The following is a 23,761-nucleotide window of genomic DNA, read 5'->3' as shown; positions in this document are numbered from 1 at the left end:
TCACAAGTAGAAAGAAATTGTTATGTCTGAACGTAAAATATCTGAAAAATCTCTTGAAAATCTCAGAAAATCAAATCAAGAATCCAATTTTTTAACCAGAGAAGCAATCGAGACGGCTCTTTTGCAACTTCTAGAGAAAAAAGACTTGGCCAAGATCAGCATTTCGGAGCTGGTCAAACGGGCTGGCGTCTCTCGTGCCGCCTTCTATCGTAACTATGACTCCAAAGAAGAGATTTTGGAAAGCGTCTTTAAACGCAGTGTCCATAACATTATGGAACAGTTGAGCCACTACGATGTCAAAACTGATCTTTATCTAGTCTGGGTTCACCTTTTCCGTGCAGCCAAGAAAGAAGCCAAGGTTATCCAACTTGCTCTGGACTATCATTTGGAAAAGATTTTTGTCCAAGCCATGCAGGAATTTCTAGAAAAATACCACGGAAAGTCAAAAGGCGTTAGCAGCTACCTTCATTCCTTTTGGAGTTCTGCCATCGTATCGGTACTGCTCAAATGGATCAAGGATGGCATGAAGGTTCCAGCTGAAAAGATTGCTGATTTACGCTTGCCATTTTTCAAAAAATAGAGGACAAGGAGAATACTTATGATAGAAAAAAGACTGGCTTGGGATGAGTACTTTGCAGCCCAGGCTTTACTGATTGCCAATCGTTCGACCTGCAAACGTGCCAAGGTGGGAGCTGTTCTAGTCAAGGATAATAAAGTCATTTCAACAGGCTATAATGGTTCCGTATCAGGAACGGAGCACTGTATTGACCACGAATGCCGGGTCATTGAAGGTCACTGTGTTCGAACCCTTCACGCCGAGGTTAATGCCATCTTGCAAGGAGCCGAACGAGGGGTTCCAAGAGGATTTACAGCCTATGTGACCCATTTTCCGTGTCTGAACTGCACCAAACAACTGCTACAAGTTGGTTGCAAGCGCGTGGTTTATATCAACCAGTACCGAATGGATGACTATGCCCAGTACCTTTATCATGAAAAAGGCACCGAGTTGACCCATTTACCATTAGAGACTGTTCAGACGGCTCTTCAAGAGGCAGATTTGATTTAAAAATTAATAAAAATAAATGGTTTAGAAAGCTTTTTAAACCGTTTTTTGATATAATAAGAAGAATAAATTGAAAGAAGGAACTCAGAAAATGGGAAAAATTGAAGTCATTAATCATCCACTCATTCAACACAAATTGTCAATCTTGCGTCGTACAGACACTTCTACAAAAGCTTTTCGTGAGCTAGTAGATGAGATTGCAATGTTGATGGGATATGAAGTACTTCGTGATCTTCCACTTGAAGACGTGGAAATCGAAACACCTATCACAAAGACCGTTCAAAAACAATTGGCTGGGAAAAAATTGGCGATTGTCCCAATCTTGCGCGCAGGTATCGGGATGGTAGATGGCCTCTTGAGCTTGGTTCCAGCAGCCAAAGTTGGTCATATTGGTATGTACCGTGATGAAGAAACCCTTCAACCAGTTGAATACTTGGTGAAATTGCCTGAAGATATTGACCAACGTCAAATCTTTGTCGTTGATCCAATGTTGGCAACTGGTGGCTCAGCAATCTTGGCAGTAGATTCGCTTAAAAAACGTGGAGCATCAAATATCAAGTTTGTCTGCCTAGTATCTGCTCCAGAAGGAGTGAAAGCTCTCCAAGAAGCTCACCCAGATGTAGAAATCTTTACAGCAGCCTTGGATGAACGCTTGAACGAACACGGTTATATCGTTCCAGGTCTTGGAGATGCTGGAGACCGCTTGTTCGGTACTAAATAAAATCCCAAAGTAAATAGTGAAACTAGAAGTTCGTTTTTGACTTGAAAGGAGGTTGAGTTTTTGTTTCTGTTTAGAGAATAGAGCAAAAATTTGACCTTTTTTGACCAAGAAGATATAATAGTTCTGTATTGAGTCGTAAGACTAAGAAAATTCAACATAAAAGGAGAAATGAATGATTCCTGTAGTTATTGAACAAACAAGCCGTGGAGAACGTTCCTATGATATTTACTCTCGTCTTCTGAAAGACCGCATCATCATGCTAACAGGTCCAGTTGAAGACAACATGGCCAACTCCGTTATTGCTCAGTTGCTCTTCTTGGATGCCCAAGACAGCACAAAAGATATTTACCTTTATGTCAACACACCTGGAGGATCTGTTTCAGCTGGTTTGGCAATCGTTGATACCATGAACTTTATCAAGGCAGATGTCCAAACAATCGTTATGGGGATGGCTGCATCCATGGGGACTGTCATCGCATCAAGTGGAGCAAAAGGTAAACGTTTCATGCTTCCAAATGCAGAGTACATGATTCACCAACCAATGGGTGGTACAGGTGGTGGTACCCAACAAACCGATATGGCAATCGCTGCAGAGCACTTGCTCAAAACTCGTAAGACTTTGGAGCAAATCCTTGCAGATAACTCTGGTAAATCAGTCGAGCAAATTCATGCAGATGCAGAACGTGATTACTGGATGAGTGCCCAAGAAACACTTGAATATGGCTTTATCGATGAAATCATGGCCAATAATTCGTTAAGCTAAGCAACCTAGAAAGCAAACTCGACGGAGTTTGCTTTTTTTGGTATAATAGGGGAAGATTTCTTAGAAAGAGGTTTCCTCATGTTTGAAAAAACAAATCGATCAGGATTAATCATCTATCTCTACTATAATCGAGACGCAAAAAAACTTCAGGAATACGGTGATATCTGTTACCATTCCAAAAAACATCGTTACTTGCAGCTCTATGTTCCAACTGAGGAGCTAGATGACTTGGTTGAGAGATTAGGTAAGGAAAGATATATCAAGAAAATTAGACGTTGCCATATTCAAGAGCTAGAAACTCCCTTCGTTGGGAATCTCTATCGGACTGAAGAAAACGTTATCATTTAAAAAAGTTAAACAAATACATTGACAATTTTCTGATAATTCGGTATATTCTTAACATACAATTTTTGAAACAACTATAAGGAGATTAAAAATGAAGAAAAAATTTGCCCTATCTTTTGTGGCTCTTGCTAGTGTGGCTCTTCTTGCTGCCTGTGGAGAGGTCAAGTCAGGAGCGTCAAACACAACTGGAAATCCAGTGGACGAAAAAACAATTAAAATCGGTTTTAACTTTGAAGAGACAGGTGCTGTGGCAGCTTACGGTACAGCTGAACAAAAAGGTGCCCAACTTGCTGTAGACGAAATTAACGCTGCAGGTGGAATTGATGGAAAACAAATCGAAGTTGTAGACAAAGACAACAAGTCTGAAACTGCTGAAGCAGCTTCTGTTACAACAAACCTTGTTACCCAATCAAAAGTAGCAGCTATTGTAGGACCTGCGACATCTGGTGCAACTGCTGCAGCTGTAGCTAACGCTACTAAAGCTGGAGTGCCATTGATTTCACCAAGTGCTACTCAAGACGGTTTGACTAAAGGTCAAGATTACCTATTTATCGGAACATTCCAAGATAGCTTCCAAGGGAAGATTATTTCTAACTATGTAACAAACAAATTGAATGCTAAGAAGGTTGTTCTTTATACTGACAATGCTAGTGACTATGCTAAAGGTATTGCTAAATCTTTCCGCGAAGCCTACAAGGGTGAGATTGTAGCAGATGAAACATTCGTAGCAGGTGATACTGACTTCCAAGCAGCCCTTACTAAAATGAAAGACAAAGAGTTTGACGCTATCGTTGTTCCAGGTTACTATACAGAAGCTGGTAAGATTGTAAACCAAGCTCGTGGAATGGGAATTGATAAGCCAATCATTGGTGGCGATGGATTTAACGGTGAAGAATTTGTTCAACAAGCAACTGCTGAAAGAGCATCAAACATTTACTTCATCTCAGGATTCTCAACTACTGTTGATGTTTCTGCAAAAGCTAAAGCTTTCCTTGAAGCATACCGTGCTAAATACAACGAAGAACCTTCAACATTCTCAGCTTTGGCCTATGACTCAGTTTACCTAGTAGCAAATGCTGCAAAAGGTGCTAAAAACTCAGGTGAAATCAAGGACAACCTTGCTAAAACCAAAGATTTTGATGGTGTAACTGGTCAAACAAGCTTTGATGCTGACCACAATACAGTGAAAACTGCTTACATGATGACCATGAACAATGGTAAAGTTGAAGAAGCAGAAGTTGTAAAACCATAACATTAGAATAGTAATTGAAATGGGGAATGAGCCTTTGACTCACTCCCTGTTTCGGTGTTTATGAACTTGTGAAAATAATGAGATTTTCTAAAAAATAACGATAGAAAAGAGTGAATGCTATGCTCCAACAACTTGTGAATGGTCTGATTCTGGGTAGTGTTTATGCACTTTTGGCTCTGGGTTATACCATGGTTTATGGAATTATCAAACTCATCAACTTCGCCCACGGTGATATTTATATGATGGGTGCCTTTATTGGTTACTTTTTGATTAATTCTTTCCAAATGGATTTCTTTTTAGCTTTAATTATTTCAATGGCAGGGACCGCACTACTTGGTGTTGTGATTGAGTTTCTTGCCTACCGTCCTTTACGACACTCTACACGTATTGCTGTATTGATTACTGCCATCGGGGTGTCTTTCCTACTGGAATACGGAATGGTTTATCTAGTAGGCGCCAATACTCGTGCCTTCCCTCAAGCTATTGAAACAGTCCGCTTTGACTTGGGACCAATTAGCTTGACAAATGTTCAATTGATGATTTTAGCAGTTTCTGTGCTCTTGATGGTTTTATTGCAATTGATCGTCCAAAAAACAAAAATGGGGAAAGCCATGCGTGCGGTATCAGTTGATAGTGACGCAGCTCAATTGATGGGAATTAATGTAAATCGCACAATCAGCTTTACCTTTGCTTTGGGTTCAGCCCTTGCTGGTGCAGCAGGTGTCCTCATTGCCCTCTACTACAACTCTCTTGAACCTTTGATGGGTGTGACTCCAGGTCTAAAATCATTCGTTGCGGCCGTACTGGGTGGTATCGGGATTATTCCTGGTGCAGCTCTAGGGGGATTTGTGATTGGCTTGTTGGAAACTTTTGCAACTGCCTTTGGTATGTCTGATTTCCGTGATGCTATCGTGTATGGAATTTTGCTTTTGATTCTGATTGTTCGACCTGCGGGTATCCTTGGTAAGAATGTGAAAGAGAAGGTGTAAACAATGAAGACAAATCTTAAAGTAAATATTCTCTGGTTATTCCTTCTGTTAGCGGGTTATGGATTGATTAGCGTACTGGTTTCTGCTGGTGTTCTCAATCTATTCCATGTCCAAATTTTAGAACAAATTGGGATTAATATCATCCTTGCAGTAGGTTTGAACTTAATCGTTGGTTTTTCAGGACAATTCTCACTTGGTCATGCAGGTTTTATGGCAATTGGGGCTTATGCAGCAGCGATTATTGGTTCAAAATCACCAACCTATGGTGCCTTCTTTGGAGCAATGGCCTTGGGTGCCTTGATTTCTGGTGCAGTCGCTTTGCTCGTTGGGATTCCAACGCTTCGTTTGAAGGGTGACTACCTGGCTGTTGCGACACTAGGTGTTTCAGAAATCATTCGTATCTTTATCATTAATGGTGGCAGTTTGACCAACGGTGCTGCTGGTATCTTGGGTATTCCAAACTTTACCAACTGGCAAATGGTTTATCTTTTTGTAGTGATTACAACTATTGCAACCCTTAACTTCTTACGTAGTCCAATTGGACGCTCTACTCTATCTGTTCGTGAGGATGAGATTGCTGCAGAGTCCGTTGGGGTAAACACTACAAAGATCAAGATTATCGCTTTTGTCTTTGGAGCCATTACAGCAAGTATTGCTGGTTCACTTCAGGCTGGTTTTATCGGATCTGTTGTACCAAAAGACTACACCTTTATTAATTCCATCAACGTGTTGATTATCGTTGTATTTGGTGGACTTGGATCGATTACTGGTACCATCGTTTCAGCGATTGTTTTAGGAATTTTAAATATGCTCCTTCAAGATGTAGCTAGCGTGCGTATGATCATCTACGCTTTGGCACTTGTATTGGTCATGATTTTCAGACCAGGTGGACTTCTTGGGACATGGGAATTGAGTCTATCACGTTTCTTTAAAAAATCTAAGAAGGAGGGACAAAACTAATGGCATTACTTGAAGTTAAACAGTTAACCAAACATTTTGGCGGTCTAACAGCTGTTGGAGATGTCACTCTTGAATTGAACGAGGGAGAATTGGTTGGTCTGATTGGACCAAACGGAGCTGGTAAAACAACCCTTTTCAATCTCTTGACCGGTGTTTATGAACCAAGCGAAGGTACTGTGACACTAGATGGTCACCTCCTAAATGGGAAAACTCCCTATAAGATTGCTTCACTTGGTCTCAGTCGTACTTTCCAAAATATTCGTTTGTTCAAGGACTTGACAGTTTTGGAGAATGTTTTGATTGCATTTAGCAATCATCATAAACAACATGTCCTTGCGAGCTTCCTACGCCTACCAGCTTTTTATAAGAATGAGGAAGAATTAAAAAGCAAAGCTTTGGACTTGCTGAAGATTTTTGATTTGGATAGTGACGCAAATACTCTTGCCAAGAATCTGGCCTATGGTCAACAACGTCGATTAGAAATCGTTCGTGCTCTGGCAACTGAACCTAAGATCCTCTTTTTGGACGAACCTGCAGCTGGTATGAATCCACAAGAAACAGCTGAATTGACAGAATTGATCCGTCGTATCAAAGATGAATTTAAAATTACCATCATGCTTATCGAACATGACATGAATTTGGTTATGGAAGTCACTGAGCGTATCTATGTTCTTGAATATGGTCGGTTGATTGCTCATGGGACTCCGGATGAGATCAAGAACAACAAACGCGTTATTGAAGCTTATCTAGGAGGTGAAGCCTAATGTCTATGTTAAAAGTTGAAAACCTCTCTGTGCATTACGGTATGATCCAAGCAGTTCGTGATGTAAGTTTCGAGGTTAATGAAGGTGAAGTTGTTTCCCTTATCGGTGCCAATGGTGCCGGTAAAACAACCATTCTTCGTACCCTTTCAGGTTTGGTTCGTCCAAGTGCTGGTAAAATTGAGTTTTTGGGAAAAGAAATTCAAAAGTTGCCTGCGCAAAAAATCGTGGCAGGTGGCCTTTCACAAGTCCCTGAGGGACGCCATGTTTTCCCAGGTTTGACTGTTATGGAAAACTTAGAAATGGGAGCCTTTTTAAAGAAAAATCGTGAAGAAAATCAAGCTAACTTGAAAAAAGTTTTCTCACGCTTCCCACGTCTTGAAGAGCGTAAAAACCAAGATGCGGCAACTCTTTCAGGTGGTGAACAGCAGATGCTGGCTATGGGACGCGCTCTCATGTCTACACCTAAGCTCCTTCTCTTGGATGAGCCGTCAATGGGACTTGCCCCGATCTTTATCCAAGAAATTTTCGATATCATTCAAGATATTCAGAAGCAAGGAACAACGGTTCTCCTAATTGAACAGAACGCTAACAAGGCCCTTGCTATCTCTGACCGTGGCTATGTACTTGAAACAGGAAAGATCGTCCTATCAGGAACAGGAAAAGAACTCGCAGCATCAGATGAAGTCAGAAAAGCATATCTAGGTGGCTAAACTAGTCTGGGAGACTAGTTTAGGTTGTGGATGGAGATTGCGCAAGTAATCATCCAATCCAGTGGATTGTTTTAGTCAGCGGATAAGGATTGCAGCCAAGCGACACCTAATACGACTACTTATCAAAAATATAAAATATTTCAGGGCTCCAGAATAAGGAGCTCTTTTATTTATATATTTTTTGAGGAAAGGGAAAAAGACCTTAATTTTTACTCATTGTTTCCCTATTTGAATTGACAGTCATTTTTGTTCATATTATAATATTAGTAAGAAAAAATTGAACAGGAGGACTGAGAAATGCTAACAGAAAAACAATTTAAACTTTTGCGTTTTATGTTGATACATAAAGAAAAGACATTTACTCAGCGACAGTTAGCTGAAGAGTTAGACCTATCTTTAGGAACAATCAACACATTATTGAAAAAACTGAAAGAAGAGAAGTGGGTTGATGAGGAGCTTCACTTAACTGAACTAGGTCAGAAAGTTTTAGAACCCTATCGAGTAAAAAATGCCATTATAATGGCTGCTGGCATGAGTAGCCGTTTTGCTCCTTTGTCTTATGAGATTCCCAAAGGATTGCTTCAAGTCAAGGGTGAACGCTTGATAGAGAGGGAAATCAGACAGCTGCAAGAAGCAGGAATAGAAGATATAACCGTTATTGTAGGCTATCTTCAAGAAAAAATGTTCTATCTTGCAGAGAAGTTTGGTGTAAAAATTGTAGTAAATAATGATTACTACAAATATAATAACTGTTCGTCTCTTATGTTGGTTAAAAATCAACTTTCCAACACGTATATTTGTTCATCGGATAATTATTTTGTGGAAAATCCTTTTGAGCAATATATTTATAGGGGTTACTACTCGACGATATTTGCAGAAGGTCAAACGGACGAATATTGTACTATAGAGGATTCGAATCACACCATCATTGATATCCAGATTGGTGGAGAAAATACTTGGGCTATGGTGGGGCACGTTTATTTTGACCGTGCATTTAGCGAGAAATTCAAGGAAATTTTAGAAACCGAGTTTAAACACGAACCTTATCGTGAACAGCTTTGGGAGGATTACTATAGTCGGCATGTCAAGAAACTCCTTTTAGAAGCCCGCCACTATTCAGCGGATATTGTTAAAGAATTCGACTCTCTAGATGAACTCCGTCAATTTGATGAACGTTATTTGGTAAATGCAGATTCGGCCATTATTGATAATATCTGTAAGACATTAAAGTGTGTGGCTTCAGATATTGTCAATATCAAACCTCTAAAAGATGGGTTAACCAACACATCATTTTCATTTGACTGTCTAGGAAAAAGATATGTTTACCGTCATCCGGGTAGGGGAACGGAAAATTATATCGACCGAGCTAGTGAAGCAGCTTCTATGGAAATTGCTGCAAAATTAAAGATTGACCGTACCTTCGTAGCTATGAACAAGGATGAGGGCTGGAAAATTTCAGAATTTATTCCCAATGCTAAGCAACTGGATTATGATAATTGGGATGATGTGGCACAAGCAATGGACCTCCTGAGACGGTTACACCAATCTGGAGAAAAAACGGAACATTCCTTTGACCAATTTGAGGGAATTATTGATTTTAGAGAAAAATTGAAGGCTAGAAATCGGTTCGAGTTTGATGGTCTCGAGGAACTGGATAAAACCGTCTCACTTCTCAAAAACTATTTACAGAATGATCCGAAACAGGTTGTCCTTTGTCATGGAGATTCCTATAGTCCTAATTTTTTGTTAAATGAAGCAGGCGAAATGAGCTTGATTGATTGGGAATATTCTGGAATGGGAGAGCCAGCAGGAGATTTGGGCACCTTTATCGCGTGTTCCAATTATACCGTAGAGGATGCTGAAAAAGTACTGGAATTGTATTTGCAAGAAGTACCAGATAAGAAAACCAAACGTCACTATTTGGCTTATGTAGCAGTAACCTCATATTATTGGTTCTTGTGGGCTTTGTTCCAGGAGAGTGTCGGAAAACCAGTTGGTGAATTTCTCTACATCTGGTATCGCTATACCAAACAATATGGACAACTAGCTCTTGATTTGTATTTGGAGGAAAACTAAGATGAAAACGACATCTGAAATTGAAGAATTAGTAGCAACTGAAACAAAGAGAAGATTGGAAGAAATGGAGTCGCCAAACTACGAGTTTGTTCAACCCTTCCTAAAAAGTGATTTCATTTTAATCATCTCCATAGTCCTAATCAACCTTATTTTGATTATCTTAGCAATGACGGGAGGAATTCAATAACATGTCTAAAATGAATGACTATATCCAACAAGAAACCATAACCGGAATTGTTCCCATGACCAATAAGGATCGTCAGTATTCTTTCTGGGATCTCTTTCTATCGACAAGTGGTTTTGCCATCGCTACTTGGTGTTATACCCAAGGAGCCTATGTAGCTCAATATTTGACCTTTAATCAAATGTTGATAAATATTTTTAGCTTTAACATTATCTGGGTTTTTATTGAATGTCTCCCTATTTTGTTTGCGGTTAAGTATGGAATTGATTTGTGGATTTGGTTGAGAGCTGTTCTAGGAAAAAGAGGTGTAGCCCTGTTATCGACCATTATTAGCTTGGCTAACTTTGGATGGTATGCTGTTGCGGCCAATCTTTTTGCTAGTTCCATGATCCATTTGGCAAATAATTTTGGTCTTGGTTTGGACAAGGGAGTATGGGCGCCTATTCTTGGTACCCTCTGTGTTCTGCTTGGAACTCTCATTGCTCTTGGTGGCCCAGAAGTGATTAAATGGACCAATCGCTTCTTGGTTATCGCCTTATTGATTGTCGGTCTCATTATCGTTGGAATCTGCTTTGTCGCCGTTCCTATAACGGATATTATGAATATCCAACCAGCCACTCAAGGAGATTTGACGCCATTAGAACGCTTCATGCTCTCCGGAGAAGGAAATGTTGCCTTTGCCTTTTCTTGGTCTACACAAGCATTGGTTTTACCACGTTTAGCAAAATCAGAACGCAGTGGTTATTGGGCTACAGCCTTATCATACGGAGTTGTGGCTCCATTCTTCGTTGCGACAGGTGGAGTCATGGCTCTAGCCATGTTTGTTAAAACAGGTGTGTATGAAAGTGATCCAACAACCATGCTATCAACTCTAAGCACCCCAGCCTTTGCTCTCTTAAGTCTACTACTAGTAGCCTTTGCTAATATTGGAACCCAGGGGACAGGATCATATGTGAACTGTATGATTGTAAAAAGTGGGATGCCCAAAGTAAGCTATAAACTAATGGTTTGGATTGCCATGGTTTACGTGAGTCTACTCACTATCTGGGGAGGAGTAGAAGAGTATTTCGGATCCTTCATCTCCCTAGCTGCCTATATTCAGGGGCCAATTATTGGTATGATTGTTGTCGACTATTTTATCTTAAGAAAACGAAAACTCGACTTGCGTTCAGCCTATTTCCTTGAAGGGCATGACGCCTACGAATTTACTAAAGGATTTAACTTAGTTGGCTTGTCTTGCGTATTTATCTCCTTATTGGTAGCGGTACTTTTTGTCTACAACCCAGTAACTGCACAAATTCAAAGTCCAATCTTTTTAATCACAACTGGTAGCGGATTTACTGCGCTATTTGGTGGTCTACTATACTGGCTAGCTAGTCTTAGCCCACTGAAACGTTATATGATAAAAGATCGAGACACTGTTACGATTTAAGAAGAGAGGGGACTTCGGTTCCCTTTTAACTTACACTGGTATTTTATGCAAACTTCTCAGATTATTCAAAATCTTGAAAAAGAGATGAAAGCGTTTGATAGATTTTCTAAGAAAGTGTATAATAAAAGTAGCAATATAGAAGGAGAAGTCTCATGGCAGTTAAAGATTTCATGACCCGTAAGGTAGTTTATATCAGTCCAGATACGACTGTAGCACACGCAGCAGATTTGATGCGCGAGCAAGGTTTGCACCGTTTACCTGTTATCGAAAACGATCAATTAGTCGGATTGGTAACAGAAGGAACCATTGCGGAAGCCAGCCCATCTAAAGCAACCAGTCTCTCTATCTATGAGATGAATTATCTTCTGAATAAAACCAAAGTAAAAGATGTAATGATTCGAGATGTCGTGACTGTTTCTGGCTATGCTAGTCTAGAAGATGCGACCTACCTGATGCTGAAAAATAAAATTGGGATATTACCAGTCGTAGACAATCATCAGGTCTACGGTGTCATTACAGATCGCGATGTTCTTCAGGCTTTCTTGGAAATCGCTGGATACGGAGAAGAGGGGATTCGTGTTCGTTTCATTACAGAAAATGAAGTCGGAGTACTGGGGAAAATTGTAGCTTTAATTGTAGAAGAGGATTTAAATATTTCCCATACTGTAAACATTCCACGTAAGGATGGCAAGGTCGTCATCGAAGTTCAAATTGATGGGAAAATCGATTTGACTGCATTAAAGGATAAGTTTGAAAAAGAAGGAATTCAAGTGGAGGAGATCACTCATACCTTTGCTAAAGTTCTTTAAACAAGAGGCTTTAGAGCCTCTTTTCTTTTGCAATCAAAAGCGGTGAAAAGCAAAATATGGAAAGAAATGAGAGATTATGGTATAATAAAACGATATGAAAAGGAGTATCTATGGACATTTCAGAAATTCGTCAAAAAATTGACGCAAATCGTGAAAAATTAGCTTCTTTTAGGGGGTCTCTTTGACCTCGAAGGCTTAGAGGAAGAGATTGCCATCTTGGAAAACAAGATGACAGAACCTGATTTTTGGAACGATAATATCGCGGCCCAAAAAACGTCGCAAGAATTAAATGAATTAAAAAACACCTACAACACCTTCCGTAAAATGGAAGAGTTGCAGGATGAAGTTGAGATTTTATTGGACTTTTTAGCAGAAGACGAGTCAGTCCATGATGAACTGGTCGAACAGTTGACGGAATTGGATAAGATGATGACCAGCTACGAGATGACCCTTCTCTTGTCAGAACCTTATGACCATAATAATGCAATCTTGGAAATCCATCCAGGATCTGGTGGTACTGAGGCTCAGGACTGGGGCGATATGTTGCTTCGTATGTATACTCGTTATGGAAATGCCAAAGGCTTTAAAGTAGAAGTCTTGGATTACCAGGCTGGTGATGAAGCAGGTATCAAGTCTGTTACCTTGTCTTTTGAAGGACCTAATGCTTATGGCCTACTTAAATCAGAAATGGGTGTTCACCGTTTGGTCCGTATTTCTCCATTTGACTCTGCCAAACGTCGCCATACTTCATTTACATCCGTAGAGGTTATGCCTGAGTTGGATGATACCATCGAAGTGGAGATTCGTGAAGATGATATCAAAATGGATACCTTCCGTTCAGGTGGTGCTGGTGGGCAAAACGTCAATAAGGTTTCAACAGGTGTGCGTTTGACACACATTCCTACGGGAACTGTCGTCCAATCAACGGTCGATCGTACCCAGTATGGAAATAGAGATCGTGCCATGAAGATGTTGCAGGCTAAGCTCTATCAAATGGAGCAAGAAAAGAAAGCTGCGGAAGTTGATTCCCTTAAAGGTGAGAAAAAAGAAATCACATGGGGAAGCCAAATCCGTTCATATGTTTTCACGCCTTATACTATGGTAAAAGATCACCGTACAAGCTTTGAAGTTGCTCAGGTAGATAAGGTGATGGATGGAGACCTTGATGGTTTTATCGATGCCTACCTCAAGTGGCGAATCAGCTAAGATAGAAAGGAACTCATATGTCAATCATTGAAATGAGAGATGTTGTCAAAAAGTATGACAATGGAACGACTGCCCTGCGTGGAGTATCTGTTACCATTGAACCAGGAGAGTTTGCCTATATCGTAGGACCTTCTGGGGCAGGTAAGTCAACCTTTATTCGAGCTTTATACCAAGAAGTAAAGATCGAAAAAGGAAGCCTAACAGTTGCAGGCTTTAATTTAGTTAAAATTAAGAAGAAAGATGTCCCACTTCTACGTCGTAGTGTTGGGGTAGTCTTCCAGGATTATAAACTTTTACCTAAGAAGACCGTTTATGAGAATATTGCCTACGCAATGGAAGTAATCGGTGAGAGCCGTCGCAACATCAAAAAACGTGTTATGGAAGTATTGGACCTGGTTGGTTTGAAACATAAGGTTCGCTCTTTCCCTAATGAACTCTCAGGTGGAGAGCAGCAACGGATTGCGATTGCTCGTGCGATTGTCAACAATCCTAAAGTATTGATTGCCGATGAGCCAACAGGAAACTTGGACCCAGATAATTCATGGGAAATTATGAATCTGTTGGAACGCATCAATCTCCAAGGTACTACTGTTTTGATGGCGACTCACAATAGCCAGATTGTAAATACCTTGCGCCACCGTGTCATTGCCATTGAAAATGGCCGTGTCGTTCGTGACGAAGCTAAAGGAGAATATGGATACGATGATTAGTAGATTTTTTCGCCATTTATTTGAATCATTAAAAAGTTTAAAACGAAATGGCTGGATGACAGTAGCAGCAGTAAGTTCGGTTATGATTACCTTAACACTCGTTGCCCTGTTTGCATCTGTAATTTTTAATACAGCAAAACTGGCTACCGATATTGAAAACAACGTTCGGGTCATGGTATACATTCGTAAGGATGTAGCTGATAACAGTGAAACGATTGAAAAAGAAGGTCAGACAGTTACCAATAATGACTACCACAAGGTCTATGATGCCTTGAAAGCTATACCTGCTGTTAAAAGTGTTACCTTCTCAAGTAAAGAAGAACAGTACGAAAAACTAACGGAAACAATGGGTGACGATTGGAAGGTCTTTGAAGGGGATGCAAACCCTCTCTATGATGCTTATATCGTTGACACAAATTCTCCGAGTGATGTTAAAACAGTAGCTGAGGAAGCTAAGAAAATTGAGGGAGTATCAGAGGTTCAAGATGGTGGAGCCAACACTCAACGACTTTTTGAACTGGCTTCCTTTATCCGTGTTTGGGGATTGGTTATTGCAGGGCTCTTGATTTTTATCGCAGTCTTCCTCATTTCCAATACCATCCGTATCACCATTATTTCACGTAGTCGTGAGATTCAGATCATGCGTCTGGTAGGAGCGAGAAATGGCTACATCCGTGGTCCATTCTTGCTAGAAGGTGCTTTTATTGGCTTGCTTGGTGCAGCGATTCCTTCTGTCCTTGTTTTCTTTGTTTACAATATGGTTTATCAATCGGTCAATAAATCCTTGGTAGGTCAAAACTTGTCAATGATTACACCAGATGTGTTTATTCCTCTGATGACAGTCCTATTATTTATAATCGGAATTTTCATTGGTTCAATTGGTTCGGGGATTTCGATGCGTCGATTCTTGAAGATCTAGTTGGATTTAAATGCAAATTGCAGTACAAATCAGAAAAATAATACATATTTAAAAGAGAAGTTTTTGTAAACTTCTCTTTTTCCTTTTTAAAAATTTAAAAAAATAGACAATTTTTTTATAAAAGCCTTTACAAAAAAATAAAAGTGGTATAATTAATACATAACCAAATGCAAACGTTTTCGTAAAACGTTTGCCTAAATAAAATAAAGGAGATTTGAATGATGAAAGCTACATTCAAAAATGTCTTGTCTTTCGAATTTTGGCAAAAATTCGGTAAGGCTTTAATGGTGGTTATCGCCGTTATGCCAGCGGCGGGATTGATGATCTCAATCGGTAAATCAATCGTGATGATCGACCCAAACCTTGCTCCTCTAGTGATTACAGGCGGAATCCTTGAGCAAATTGGTTGGGGGGTTATCGGTAACCTTCATATCTTGTTTGCCCTTGCTATTGGGGGAAGCTGGGCTAAAGAACGTGCAGGTGGTGCATTTGCAGCCGGACTTGCCTTTATCTTGATTAACCGTATTACAGGTACTATCTTCGGTGTTACAGGTGATATGTTGAAAAACCCTGAAGCAATGGTTACTACCTTCTTTGGTGGTTCAATCAAGGTTGCTGACTACTTTATCAGTGTTCTTGAGGCACCAGCGCTTAACATGGGGGTTTTTGTAGGGATTATCTCTGGTTTTGTAGGGGCAACTGCCTATAACAAATACTACAACTACCGTAAACTTCCTGATGCACTTTCATTCTTCAACGGGAAACGTTTTGTACCGTTTGTTGTTATTCTTCGTTCAGCAATCGCTGCAATTCTACTTGCTGCTTTCTGGCCAGTAGTTCAAACAGGTATCAATAGCTTTGGTATCTGGATTGCCAACTCACAAGAAACTGCACCAATCCTTGCACCATTCTTGTATGGTACTTTGGAACGTTTGCTCTTGCCATTCGGTCTTCACCACATGTTGACAATCCCAATGAACTACACAGCTCTTGGTGGAACATACGAAGTGTTAACCGGTGCAGCAAAAGGAACACAAGTATTTGGTCAAGATCCACTTTGGCTTGCATGGGTAACTGACCTTGTTAACCTTAAAGGTTCAAATGCTGACCAATACCAACACCTTCTTACAACAGTCACTCCAGCTCGTTTCAAAGTTGGACAAATGATCGGTTCATTTGGTATCTTGATGGGTGTCATCGTTGCTATCTACCGTAATGTCGATGCTGATAAGAAACATCAATATAAAGGTATGATGATTGCGACAGCTCTTGCAACATTCTTGACAGGTGTTACTGAACCAATCGAGTATATGTTCATGTTCATCGCAACACCGCTTTACCTTGTTTATGCAGTAGTTCAAGGTGCTGCCTTTGCTATGGCAGATATTGTTCACCTTCGTGTCCACTCATTCGGTTCAATTGAATTCTTGACTCGTACACCACTGGCAATTAATGCTGGTATTGGTATGGATATCGTTAACTTTATCTGGGTAACTGTTCTCTTTGCTGTAATCATGTACTTTATCGCCAACTTCATGATTCAAAAATTCAACTATGCAACTCCAGGACGTAACGGAAACTATGAAACTGCTGAAGGAGCTTCAGAAGGAGCTGCTTCAGGTGAAACAAAAGTTGCAGCTGCTTCTCAAGCTGTAAATATTATTAACCTTCTTGGTGGCCGTGCAAACATCGTAGATGTGGATGCATGTATGACTCGTCTTCGTGTAACTGTTAAGGATGCAGATCGTGTTGGTACTGAGGCAGAATGGAAAGCTGAAGGGGCTATGGGACTTGTCATGAAAGGACAAGGTGTCCAAGCTATCTACGGACCAAAAGCTGACGTGTTGAAATCTGATATCCAAGATATCCTTGATTCAGGTGAAATCATTCCTGAAACTCTTCCAAGTCAAATGACAGAAACTCAACAAAATACTGTCCATTACAAAGGTGTAACTGAGGATGTTTACTCGGTAGCTGATGGTCAAGTTGTTGCCTTGGAACAAGTGGAAGATCCAGTTTTTGCTCAAAAAATGATGGGTGATGGATTTGCAGTAGAACCAGCAAATGGTAACATTGTATCTCCAGTTACTGGTACTGTATCAAGTATCTTCCCAACAAAACACGCTCTTGGTCTTGTCACTGACTCAGGTCTTGAAGTGCTCGTTCATATTGGTTTGGATACAGTAAGTCTTGAAGGAAAACCATTTACTGTTCATGTCTCTGAAGGACAAAAAGTAGCTGCTGGTGATCTTCTTGTTACAGCTGACTTGGATGCTATTCGAGAAGCAGGACGCAAAACATCAACAGTGGTTGTCTTCACAAATGGTGATGTCCTCAAATCAGTTAAATTAGAACAAACAGGTTCTCTTGCAGCTAAAACAGCAGTTGCTAAAGTAGAATTGTAATATACTTGAGGTTGGAAGCTGTTTTCCAACCTCTTGTTTTAGGAGAAAAGCATGAAATTTCTAACACTCAATACCCACAGTTGGATGGAAAAGGAAGCAGAGGAAAAATTCCAAATCTTACTCCAAGACATTCTTGATAAGGACTATGATTTGATTTGTTTCCAAGAAATTAATCAAGAAATGACTTCGCCTGAGGTAGAGGTTAACAATCACTATCAAGCTTTACCATCAGCAGAACCCATTCATCAGGATCACTATGTTCGACTCCTGGTTGAAAAATTGGCTGAGAAAGGTCAAAACTACTACTGGACTTGGGCTTATAATCATATTGGCTATGACCGCTACCATGAAGGCGTAGCTATCTTATCCAAAACACCTATTAAGGCGCGTGAGATTTTAGTATCAGATGTAGATGATCCAACGGACTACCATACTCGTCGCGTTGCCTTGGCTGAGACAGAGGTTGAAGGTAAGGAACTGGCTCTTGCAAGCGTTCATCTCTCTTGGTGGGATAAAGGTTTCCAAGAAGAATGGGCACGATTTGAGGCTGTACTAAAAGAGTTGAACAAACCTCTAATTTTAGCAGGTGATTTTAATAATCCAGCTGGTCAGGAAGGCTATCAAGCGATTTTAGCTAGTCCATTAGAATTACAAGACGCGTTTGAAGTTGCAAAAGAAAGAAGTGGTAGCTATACCGTTCCACCAGAAATTGATGGTTGGAAAGGCAACACTGAACCACTACGAATCGACTACGTCTTTACGACTAAAGAGTTAGAAGTAGAGAGTTTACAAGTAGTTTTTGATGGACAAAATAGTCCACAGGTCAGTGATCATTATGGCTTGAATGCTGTATTGACCTGGAAATAATGAAAGAGGTTGGAACCAGAGAGTTCCAACCTTTTAATCTATTCGAATCTTTACTACAGGACTGAGACTCAAAAGAGACTACTGCAATGGGACAAAATATGGTATAATTGAAAGGATAGAATCGAGGATAGTATGTCATTTAAGAAATTTCAATTTAAAAATTATATAGCAGAAGCCTTGGAGGAGTTGAAATTCTCAACTCCAACAGAGGTACAAGAAAAATTAATCCCTATTGTACTGGCAGGTCGTGATTTGGTGGGCGAGTCAAAAACAGGTTCAGGAAAGACTCATACTTTCTTGTTACCGATTTTCCAGCAATTAGATGAAACTAGCGATAGTGTGCAAGCAGTCATCACTGCACCAAGTCGTGAGTTGGCCACTCAAATCTACCAAGCAGCTCGTCAGATTGCAGCTCACTCAGATGTCGAAGTTCGTGTGGTTAATTATGTGGGTGGTACGGATAAGGCACGTCAGATTGAAAAACTTGCCAGCAACCAACCACATATCGTTATCGGAACGCCAGGTCGCATCTATGACTTGGTCAAATCTGGTGATTTGGCTATTCACAAGGCCAAGACCTTTGTTGTCGATGAAGCCGATATGACCTTGGATATGGGATTCTTGGAGACAGTCGATAAGATTGCAGGTAGCCTTCCAAAAGACTTGCAATTCATGGTCTTTTCAGCAACTATTCCACAAAAATTACAACCGTTCTTGAAAAAATACTTGTCAAATCCTGTCATGGAAAAAATCAAGACTAAAACAGTTATCTCAGATACGATTGATAACTGGTTGATTTCGACCAAGGGCCGCGACAAAAATGCTCAAATTTACCAGCTGACTCAGTTGATGCAGCCTTATTTGGCAATGATTTTTGTTAACACAAAGACACGTGCTGATGAATTGCATGCATACTTGACTGCTCAAGGATTGAAGGTAGCAAAGATTCATGGAGATATTGCTCCTCGTGAACGCAAGCGGATCATGAATCAGGTGAAGAACCTTGATTTTGAGTACATTGTCGCAACGGACCTGGCAGCGCGCGGAATTGACATTGAAGGTGTTAGCCATGTTATCAATGATGCCATTCCGCAAGACTTGTCCTTCTTTGTTCACCGTGTTGGACGTACTGGACGCAACGGACTGCCTGGTACAGCGATTACCCTTTACCAGCCTAGTGATGACTCGGATATCCGTGAGTTGGAGAAATTAGGGATCAAGTTTACTCCTAAGATGGTCAAAGACGGAGAGTTTCAAGATACCTATGACCGTGATCGTCGTGCTAATCGTGAAAAGAAGCAGGATAAGCTTGATATTGAAATGATTGGCTTGGTCAAAAAGAAAAAGAAAAAAGTCAAACCAGGCTATAAGAAGAAGATTCAATGGGCGGTGGATGAAAAACGTCGCAAAACCAAGCGTGCTGAAAATCGCGCACGTGGCCGTGCAGAGCGAAAAGCCAAACGCCAAACATTTTAAGAACTCAGTAGAATCACCTGATTCTACTGAGTTTTTATTTCCGGAAATATTCAAAGGAGATAATAATTATATATTTTAAATAATTTGATTTATAAAACAGTAATTGCTTTAAAACCTTTTTTAGAGCAATATTTTATTGAAATCGTAAGGAAAAAAATTGAAAACTATACAAAATTGTGTTATCATACTATAAAACAATCGGATTATATCATTTGATCCGTGAAAAGAAAAGGGGACTTCTATGGATAAATCATTTATGAAACAACAACGTTTTTCATTCCGTAAAATGAAAGTTGGGTTGGCTTCTGTAGCAATTTTGTTTGCTTTTGCTCAGGTCGGACAAATGTCTGCAGATGAAACAACACAACCGGCATCTACTTCAGCTGAAACAGTAAAGAAAACCGAAGCAAATAAATCGGCAGTCGAAGCTGCTGTAGCAGAAATTAAAGCTGATGAGGCGAAACCAGTCGTTAACCAATCAGATGCAAAACCTGGAGAACTTGTTGAAGTTTCTAAGAAGGTTTCACCTATTGACGTGAAAGAACGCCAAGAAGGTGATCAAAAGATTCATGAAGAAACTGCAACAGTCGAAGTCACAAAGACAGAAGTGGCACCTGTAAAAAGTGAAGAACTTCCTGCTCCAAAGACTGAAACAACTGAGAGTACAGTGAGTGGGAAAGATGAAGATGGAAATTCTTATACCCAATATGAACGTGTTGATAAAACAACTACAGTCGAAATCAAGAAAGCGACAAGAACGATTTCAAAATCTAACTCTGCCGATATCGTTTTTGTTGTTGACCGTTCAGCATCTATGTCTCGAACTATTGACACTGTCCGTAACAATATCAATGAGTTTGCAAGAAATCTTGCTAAAGATGGAGTAGCAGCACGTTTTGGATTAGCTACCTTTAGTGATGAAGTATATGGACGTATAGGTGGATTAGCAGATGAGGGTACAATTTTAACAAAATTTAATGAATCTTATTTTACCTCTGACCCAGCTGAGCTTGAAAAAGCATTAGCAGGCATTAAGCTTGCACATGGTGGAGACTTCCCTGAAACTTCTACACCTGCTCTTACACAAATTGTTTCAACCTACGACTGGTCTAAGTCACCTAAAAATAAAAAGTTTGTCGTATTGTTGACAGATGCTCCAATGAAGGAGGATCCTTCAATTCCAACGATGGCGAATACTCTTGCGTCATTGAAAGCCGCAAAAATCGAAAGAATTGTTGCAACTTCGACAGGGACCGATATTAGCTATAAAGATTTTGCATCTGAAGGTCGATTAATGAATATTGATCGTAACTTGGCTGATTCTTTAACTAAGGATGCAACTACATGGATTGTTGAAACTGTGACTGAAGGACACAATTACAAGGTAACGAAAGATAATTACCAATTTTACCTAGAACGTCGTACAACACTACCTATTGCTCAGACAGGAAGTGCGACTCCAACTACCACAGTTCCAGTAGCTACAGCTTATAAAAAAGAAGTAGCGAAACTCCCTGATACAGGAAGTAATGATACAGCGAACTATGGTATTGTGGGACTTGGCCTCCTAATGGCTGGACTTGGCTTAACTGTAAGCAATAGAAAGTCTAAGGAACAGTAAGCCTAACTGGAAGATTGTTTGTAAGAACATTGTGATAAAAAATAGGTAGTTTGTAAACGAAGTATGCAGATAAGCATAGGTATGATCTTCTGTATTATGGAGTACAAGCCGAATTTTTATGCCGAGAAAAGAGCCGTAAGGTTCTTTTTTTGATTTAGAGAAAATACTGCAAAAAAAAGTAAAAAGTGGTATAATGATAAGGTTATATAGTCCCGATAAGGTGGTAGGTATTCATTACTAGTAGTTTTCCTATCAGTACTTTGTAACTCTATAACAATATTTTTTAAGGGGGGACATTTTTATGTCAGAACGTAAATTATTCACGTCTGAATCTGTATCTGAGGGGCATCCGGATAAGATTGCAGACCAAATTTCAGATGCGATTTTGGATGCTATTTTAGCAAAGGATCCAGATGCGCACGTTGCTGCCGAGACAGCTGTATACACAGGTTCGGTCCATGTTTTTGGTGAAATTTCTACAAATGCTTATGTGGATATCAACCGTGTGGTTCGTGATACCATTGCAGAGATTGGTTATACCAATACAGAGTATGGTTTTTCTGCGGAGACGGTGGGAGTTCATCCGTCGCTTGTTGAGCAGTCACCAGATATCGCCCAAGGAGTTAACGAAGCCTTGGAAGTCCGTGGAAATGCAGATCAAGATCCGCTTGACTTGATTGGTGCTGGTGACCAAGGTCTTATGTTTGGATTTGCGGTGGATGAGACAGAAGAACTCATGCCATTGCCAATCTCACTCAGTCATAAGTTGGTTCGTCGTTTGGCAGAACTTCGTAAGTCTGGTGAAATCAGCTATCTCCGTCCAGATGCTAAATCACAAGTTACGGTTGAGTATGATGAAAATGACCGTCCGGTACGTGTGGACACAGTCGTTATTTCAACTCAGCACGATCCAGAAGTTAGCAATGAACAAATTCACAATGATGTGATTAACAAGGTTATCAAAGAGGTGATCCCAGCTTCTTACTTGGATGAGCAAACCAAATTCTTCATCAATCCAACTGGTCGTTTTGTAATCGGTGGACCTCAAGGGGACTCAGGTTTGACTGGTCGTAAGATTATCGTGGATACCTATGGTGGCTACTCTCGCCATGGTGGTGGTGCCTTCTCTGGTAAGGATGCGACGAAAGTGGACCGTTCAGCCTCTTATGCAGCTCGCTACATTGCCAAGAATATCGTCGCAGCAGGCCTTGCTAAGAAGGCAGAAGTGCAATTGGCCTATGCTATCGGGGTGGCGCAACCTGTTTCTGTTCGTATCGATACTTTTGGTACAGGAACAGTATCTGAAAGCAAGCTTGAAAAAGCAGCGCGTCAAATCTTTGACCTTCGCCCTGCAGGAATTATTCAAATGCTGGATCTCAAACGCCCAATTTACCGTCAAACAGCGGCTTATGGACACATGGGACGTACAGATATTGACCTTCCATGGGAACGTTTGGACAAGGTAGATGCTTTGAAAGAAGCTGTGAAATAGAATTAAAAGATTGGTAGCTGTGCACTACCAATCTTTTTTGCAAAAGAAAACCAGCTTTTGGCTGGTCTTCTTATTTTATAGGGATTGAAATCTCAATCAATTTATCTGAATAAAGCGTCTTGATATTGGCTTCATCAATGCTTCCTTTGTCGATTTTACGTTTCAAGAAGAAGTCTTGAATGGTTTCGATTTCAGCTTCACGAATAGCACGGTGTTTGTTGGAAATGAGGATTTCATAGTGAAGCGGGGCTTGCGTGAAAACTACATCTGTGTTTCCAGCAGAATAGACCTCGACAAGAGTTGCGTCTGTGCTTTCTAATTGGCTTTTAACAAGTTGCGAGTGTGAGTTTGTCGTATTGATAAGCTTCATAACAGTTCCTCCGATTTTCTAACTCTATTATAGCACTTTTTGAATAAAATCGTGTATTTTAGCCAATTCCATGCTGGATTTTCCAAGCTTCAATTCCCCATTTATGGCTACCACGTTTGAGCTTTTCAATAGCCTCGTCAATAGGAAACCAAGCAATATGATTAAAATCTTCCAATGGTTTTTGTACTTCTTGGAAAGAAATAGCTTCATAGAGATAAGCTGGATTGTAGTAGTAGGTATCACGGTGGCGAGAGTAGAAATACTCATCAGCTTGTCCATAATAGGTTCCAATCTCAGCTGTAAAGCCAAGTTCTTCGATTAGTTCTCTCTTCAGTGCTTCTTGATGATCTTCGCCTGCTTCAATTTCTCCACCTGGCAAGAACCAAGCACCATTGGGAGCTTGAACTAGGACAATTTGTTTTTTCTCCGCATCCGGAATAACTGCGTACACACCATAGCGGGACTGGTAGGTCACATTCTCTTTTTTATCACCATAAGTTGGGTTTGCCATTGCTTTTTCCTCATTCTCTAGTGTCTTTATTATTATCATAATGGACGAGGGGCAAGCTGTCAAGGTTTTACATTTATTTTAGTAAAAAAGGTGCAGAAAATGATAGACTTTCTGCA

At 40.2% G+C, this 23,761-nt stretch carries 24 protein-coding genes; 22 read left to right on the top strand and 2 right to left on the bottom strand.

Annotated features, from left to right (window positions below):
• Nucleotides 1-22 precede the first annotated feature (22 nt).
• The 22 genes from KX728_RS06520 (at nt 23) to metK (ending at nt 22,764) form a co-directional block, all read left to right on the top strand.
• Nucleotides 23-580: a TetR/AcrR family transcriptional regulator gene (locus KX728_RS06520; RefSeq protein WP_000003897.1), complete on the top strand. Its 558-nt coding sequence runs from the start codon at nt 23-25 to the stop codon at nt 578-580.
• Between the two features lie 18 nt (nt 581-598).
• Nucleotides 599-1,066, top strand: coding sequence for a deoxycytidylate deaminase (locus tag KX728_RS06515; protein ID WP_215804489.1), 468 nt, complete (start codon nt 599-601; stop codon nt 1,064-1,066).
• 88 nt (nt 1,067-1,154) lie between these two features.
• Nucleotides 1,155-1,784, top strand: a complete 630-nt coding sequence (gene upp / locus KX728_RS06510) for a uracil phosphoribosyltransferase (RefSeq protein ID WP_000515974.1) — start codon at nt 1,155-1,157, stop codon at nt 1,782-1,784.
• 172 nt (nt 1,785-1,956) lie between these two features.
• Complete coding sequence (gene clpP / locus KX728_RS06505) at nt 1,957-2,547, top strand: ATP-dependent Clp protease proteolytic subunit ClpP (RefSeq protein WP_000613467.1); 591 nt, start codon at nt 1,957-1,959, stop codon at nt 2,545-2,547.
• A gap of 78 nt (nt 2,548-2,625) precedes the next feature.
• Nucleotides 2,626-2,895, top strand: coding sequence for a YlbG family protein (locus KX728_RS06500; RefSeq protein ID WP_042902526.1), 270 nt, complete (start codon nt 2,626-2,628; stop codon nt 2,893-2,895).
• A gap of 88 nt (nt 2,896-2,983) precedes the next feature.
• Nucleotides 2,984-4,144, top strand: a complete 1,161-nt coding sequence (locus tag KX728_RS06495) for an ABC transporter substrate-binding protein (protein ID WP_000726128.1) — start codon at nt 2,984-2,986, stop codon at nt 4,142-4,144.
• 119 nt (nt 4,145-4,263) lie between these two features.
• Entirely contained in the window at nt 4,264-5,133 is an 870-nt protein-coding gene (locus tag KX728_RS06490; protein ID WP_000941413.1) for a branched-chain amino acid ABC transporter permease, read from the top strand.
• Between the two features lie 3 nt (nt 5,134-5,136).
• Nucleotides 5,137-6,093: a branched-chain amino acid ABC transporter permease gene (locus tag KX728_RS06485; RefSeq protein ID WP_000856256.1), complete on the top strand. Its 957-nt coding sequence runs from the start codon at nt 5,137-5,139 to the stop codon at nt 6,091-6,093.
• Nucleotides 6,093-6,857, top strand: coding sequence for an ABC transporter ATP-binding protein (locus tag KX728_RS06480; protein ID WP_001186018.1), 765 nt, complete (start codon nt 6,093-6,095; stop codon nt 6,855-6,857). Before KX728_RS06485 ends, KX728_RS06480 begins: the two co-directional genes overlap by 1 nt.
• The gene (locus KX728_RS06475; protein ID WP_000062204.1) at nt 6,857-7,567 is read left to right on the top strand and encodes an ABC transporter ATP-binding protein; all 711 of its coding nucleotides are present in this window, start codon (nt 6,857-6,859) and stop codon (nt 7,565-7,567) included. The genes KX728_RS06480 and KX728_RS06475 overlap by 1 nt, the downstream gene beginning before the upstream one ends.
• A 297-nt stretch (nt 7,568-7,864) precedes the next feature.
• On the top strand, nt 7,865-9,643 hold the full coding sequence (locus KX728_RS06470) for a phosphotransferase (protein ID WP_215804490.1): 1,779 nt from the start codon (nt 7,865-7,867) through the stop codon (nt 9,641-9,643).
• Nucleotide 9,644: 1 nt separating this feature from the next.
• Entirely contained in the window at nt 9,645-9,830 is a 186-nt protein-coding gene (locus KX728_RS06465; protein WP_000859102.1) for a hypothetical protein, read from the top strand.
• A 1-nt stretch (nt 9,831) separates the two neighbouring features.
• Nucleotides 9,832-11,259: a cytosine permease gene (locus KX728_RS06460; RefSeq protein ID WP_000041471.1), complete on the top strand. Its 1,428-nt coding sequence runs from the start codon at nt 9,832-9,834 to the stop codon at nt 11,257-11,259.
• Between the two features lie 152 nt (nt 11,260-11,411).
• Entirely contained in the window at nt 11,412-12,068 is a 657-nt protein-coding gene (locus KX728_RS06455; protein WP_215804491.1) for a CBS domain-containing protein, read from the top strand.
• Between the two features lie 110 nt (nt 12,069-12,178).
• Nucleotides 12,179-13,274 (top strand): peptide chain release factor 2 gene (gene prfB / locus KX728_RS06450; protein ID WP_096753628.1). Its coding sequence is split into 2 segments (ribosomal slippage): nt 12,179-12,250 and nt 12,252-13,274, totalling 1,095 coding nucleotides; the frame shifts between segments, so codons are not numbered across the junction.
• Nucleotides 13,275-13,291: 17 nt separating this feature from the next.
• Nucleotides 13,292-13,984 carry a cell division ATP-binding protein FtsE gene (gene ftsE / locus KX728_RS06445; RefSeq protein WP_215804492.1) on the top strand — a complete coding sequence of 231 codons (693 nt, stop codon included), beginning with the start codon at nt 13,292-13,294 and terminating at the stop codon, nt 13,982-13,984.
• A complete protein-coding gene (ftsX, locus tag KX728_RS06440; RefSeq protein ID WP_000625554.1) occupies nt 13,977-14,903 on the top strand; it encodes a permease-like cell division protein FtsX in 927 nt (308 codons plus the stop codon). The genes ftsE and ftsX overlap by 8 nt, the downstream gene beginning before the upstream one ends.
• A gap of 218 nt (nt 14,904-15,121) precedes the next feature.
• Nucleotides 15,122-17,308 (top strand): PTS transporter subunit IIBC, encoded by a 2,187-nt coding sequence (locus KX728_RS06435; RefSeq protein WP_215804493.1) that lies wholly within the window; start codon nt 15,122-15,124, stop codon nt 17,306-17,308.
• Nucleotides 17,309-17,359: 51 nt separating this feature from the next.
• Nucleotides 17,360-18,175 carry an endonuclease/exonuclease/phosphatase family protein gene (locus tag KX728_RS06430; protein ID WP_215804494.1) on the top strand — a complete coding sequence of 272 codons (816 nt, stop codon included), beginning with the start codon at nt 17,360-17,362 and terminating at the stop codon, nt 18,173-18,175.
• 132 nt (nt 18,176-18,307) lie between these two features.
• Complete coding sequence (locus KX728_RS06425) at nt 18,308-19,651, top strand: DEAD/DEAH box helicase (protein WP_215804495.1); 1,344 nt, start codon at nt 18,308-18,310, stop codon at nt 19,649-19,651.
• Nucleotides 19,652-19,892: 241 nt separating this feature from the next.
• Nucleotides 19,893-21,272 (top strand): VWA domain-containing protein, encoded by a 1,380-nt coding sequence (locus KX728_RS06420; RefSeq protein WP_215804496.1) that lies wholly within the window; start codon nt 19,893-19,895, stop codon nt 21,270-21,272.
• A gap of 301 nt (nt 21,273-21,573) precedes the next feature.
• On the top strand, nt 21,574-22,764 hold the full coding sequence (gene metK / locus KX728_RS06415; protein WP_000003916.1) for a methionine adenosyltransferase: 1,191 nt from the start codon (nt 21,574-21,576) through the stop codon (nt 22,762-22,764).
• Between the two features lie 70 nt (nt 22,765-22,834).
• On the opposite strand, the gene KX728_RS06410 is transcribed toward metK, so the two are convergent.
• Together KX728_RS06410 and KX728_RS06405 are read right to left on the bottom strand one after the other, a co-directional pair.
• Nucleotides 22,835-23,134 (bottom strand): DUF1827 family protein, encoded by a 300-nt coding sequence (locus KX728_RS06410; RefSeq protein ID WP_000767202.1) that lies wholly within the window; start codon nt 23,132-23,134, stop codon nt 22,835-22,837.
• A gap of 58 nt (nt 23,135-23,192) precedes the next feature.
• Nucleotides 23,193-23,645 (bottom strand): NUDIX hydrolase, encoded by a 453-nt coding sequence (locus KX728_RS06405; protein ID WP_215804497.1) that lies wholly within the window; start codon nt 23,643-23,645, stop codon nt 23,193-23,195.
• Nucleotides 23,646-23,761 lie beyond the last annotated feature (116 nt).

It is taken from the genome of Streptococcus oralis, from assembly GCF_019334565.1.
GTDB lineage: Bacteria > Bacillota > Bacilli > Lactobacillales > Streptococcaceae > Streptococcus > Streptococcus oralis_CR.
Note: the sequence above shows the minus strand (reverse complement) of the source record. Positions and strands in the feature narration are given on the sequence as shown.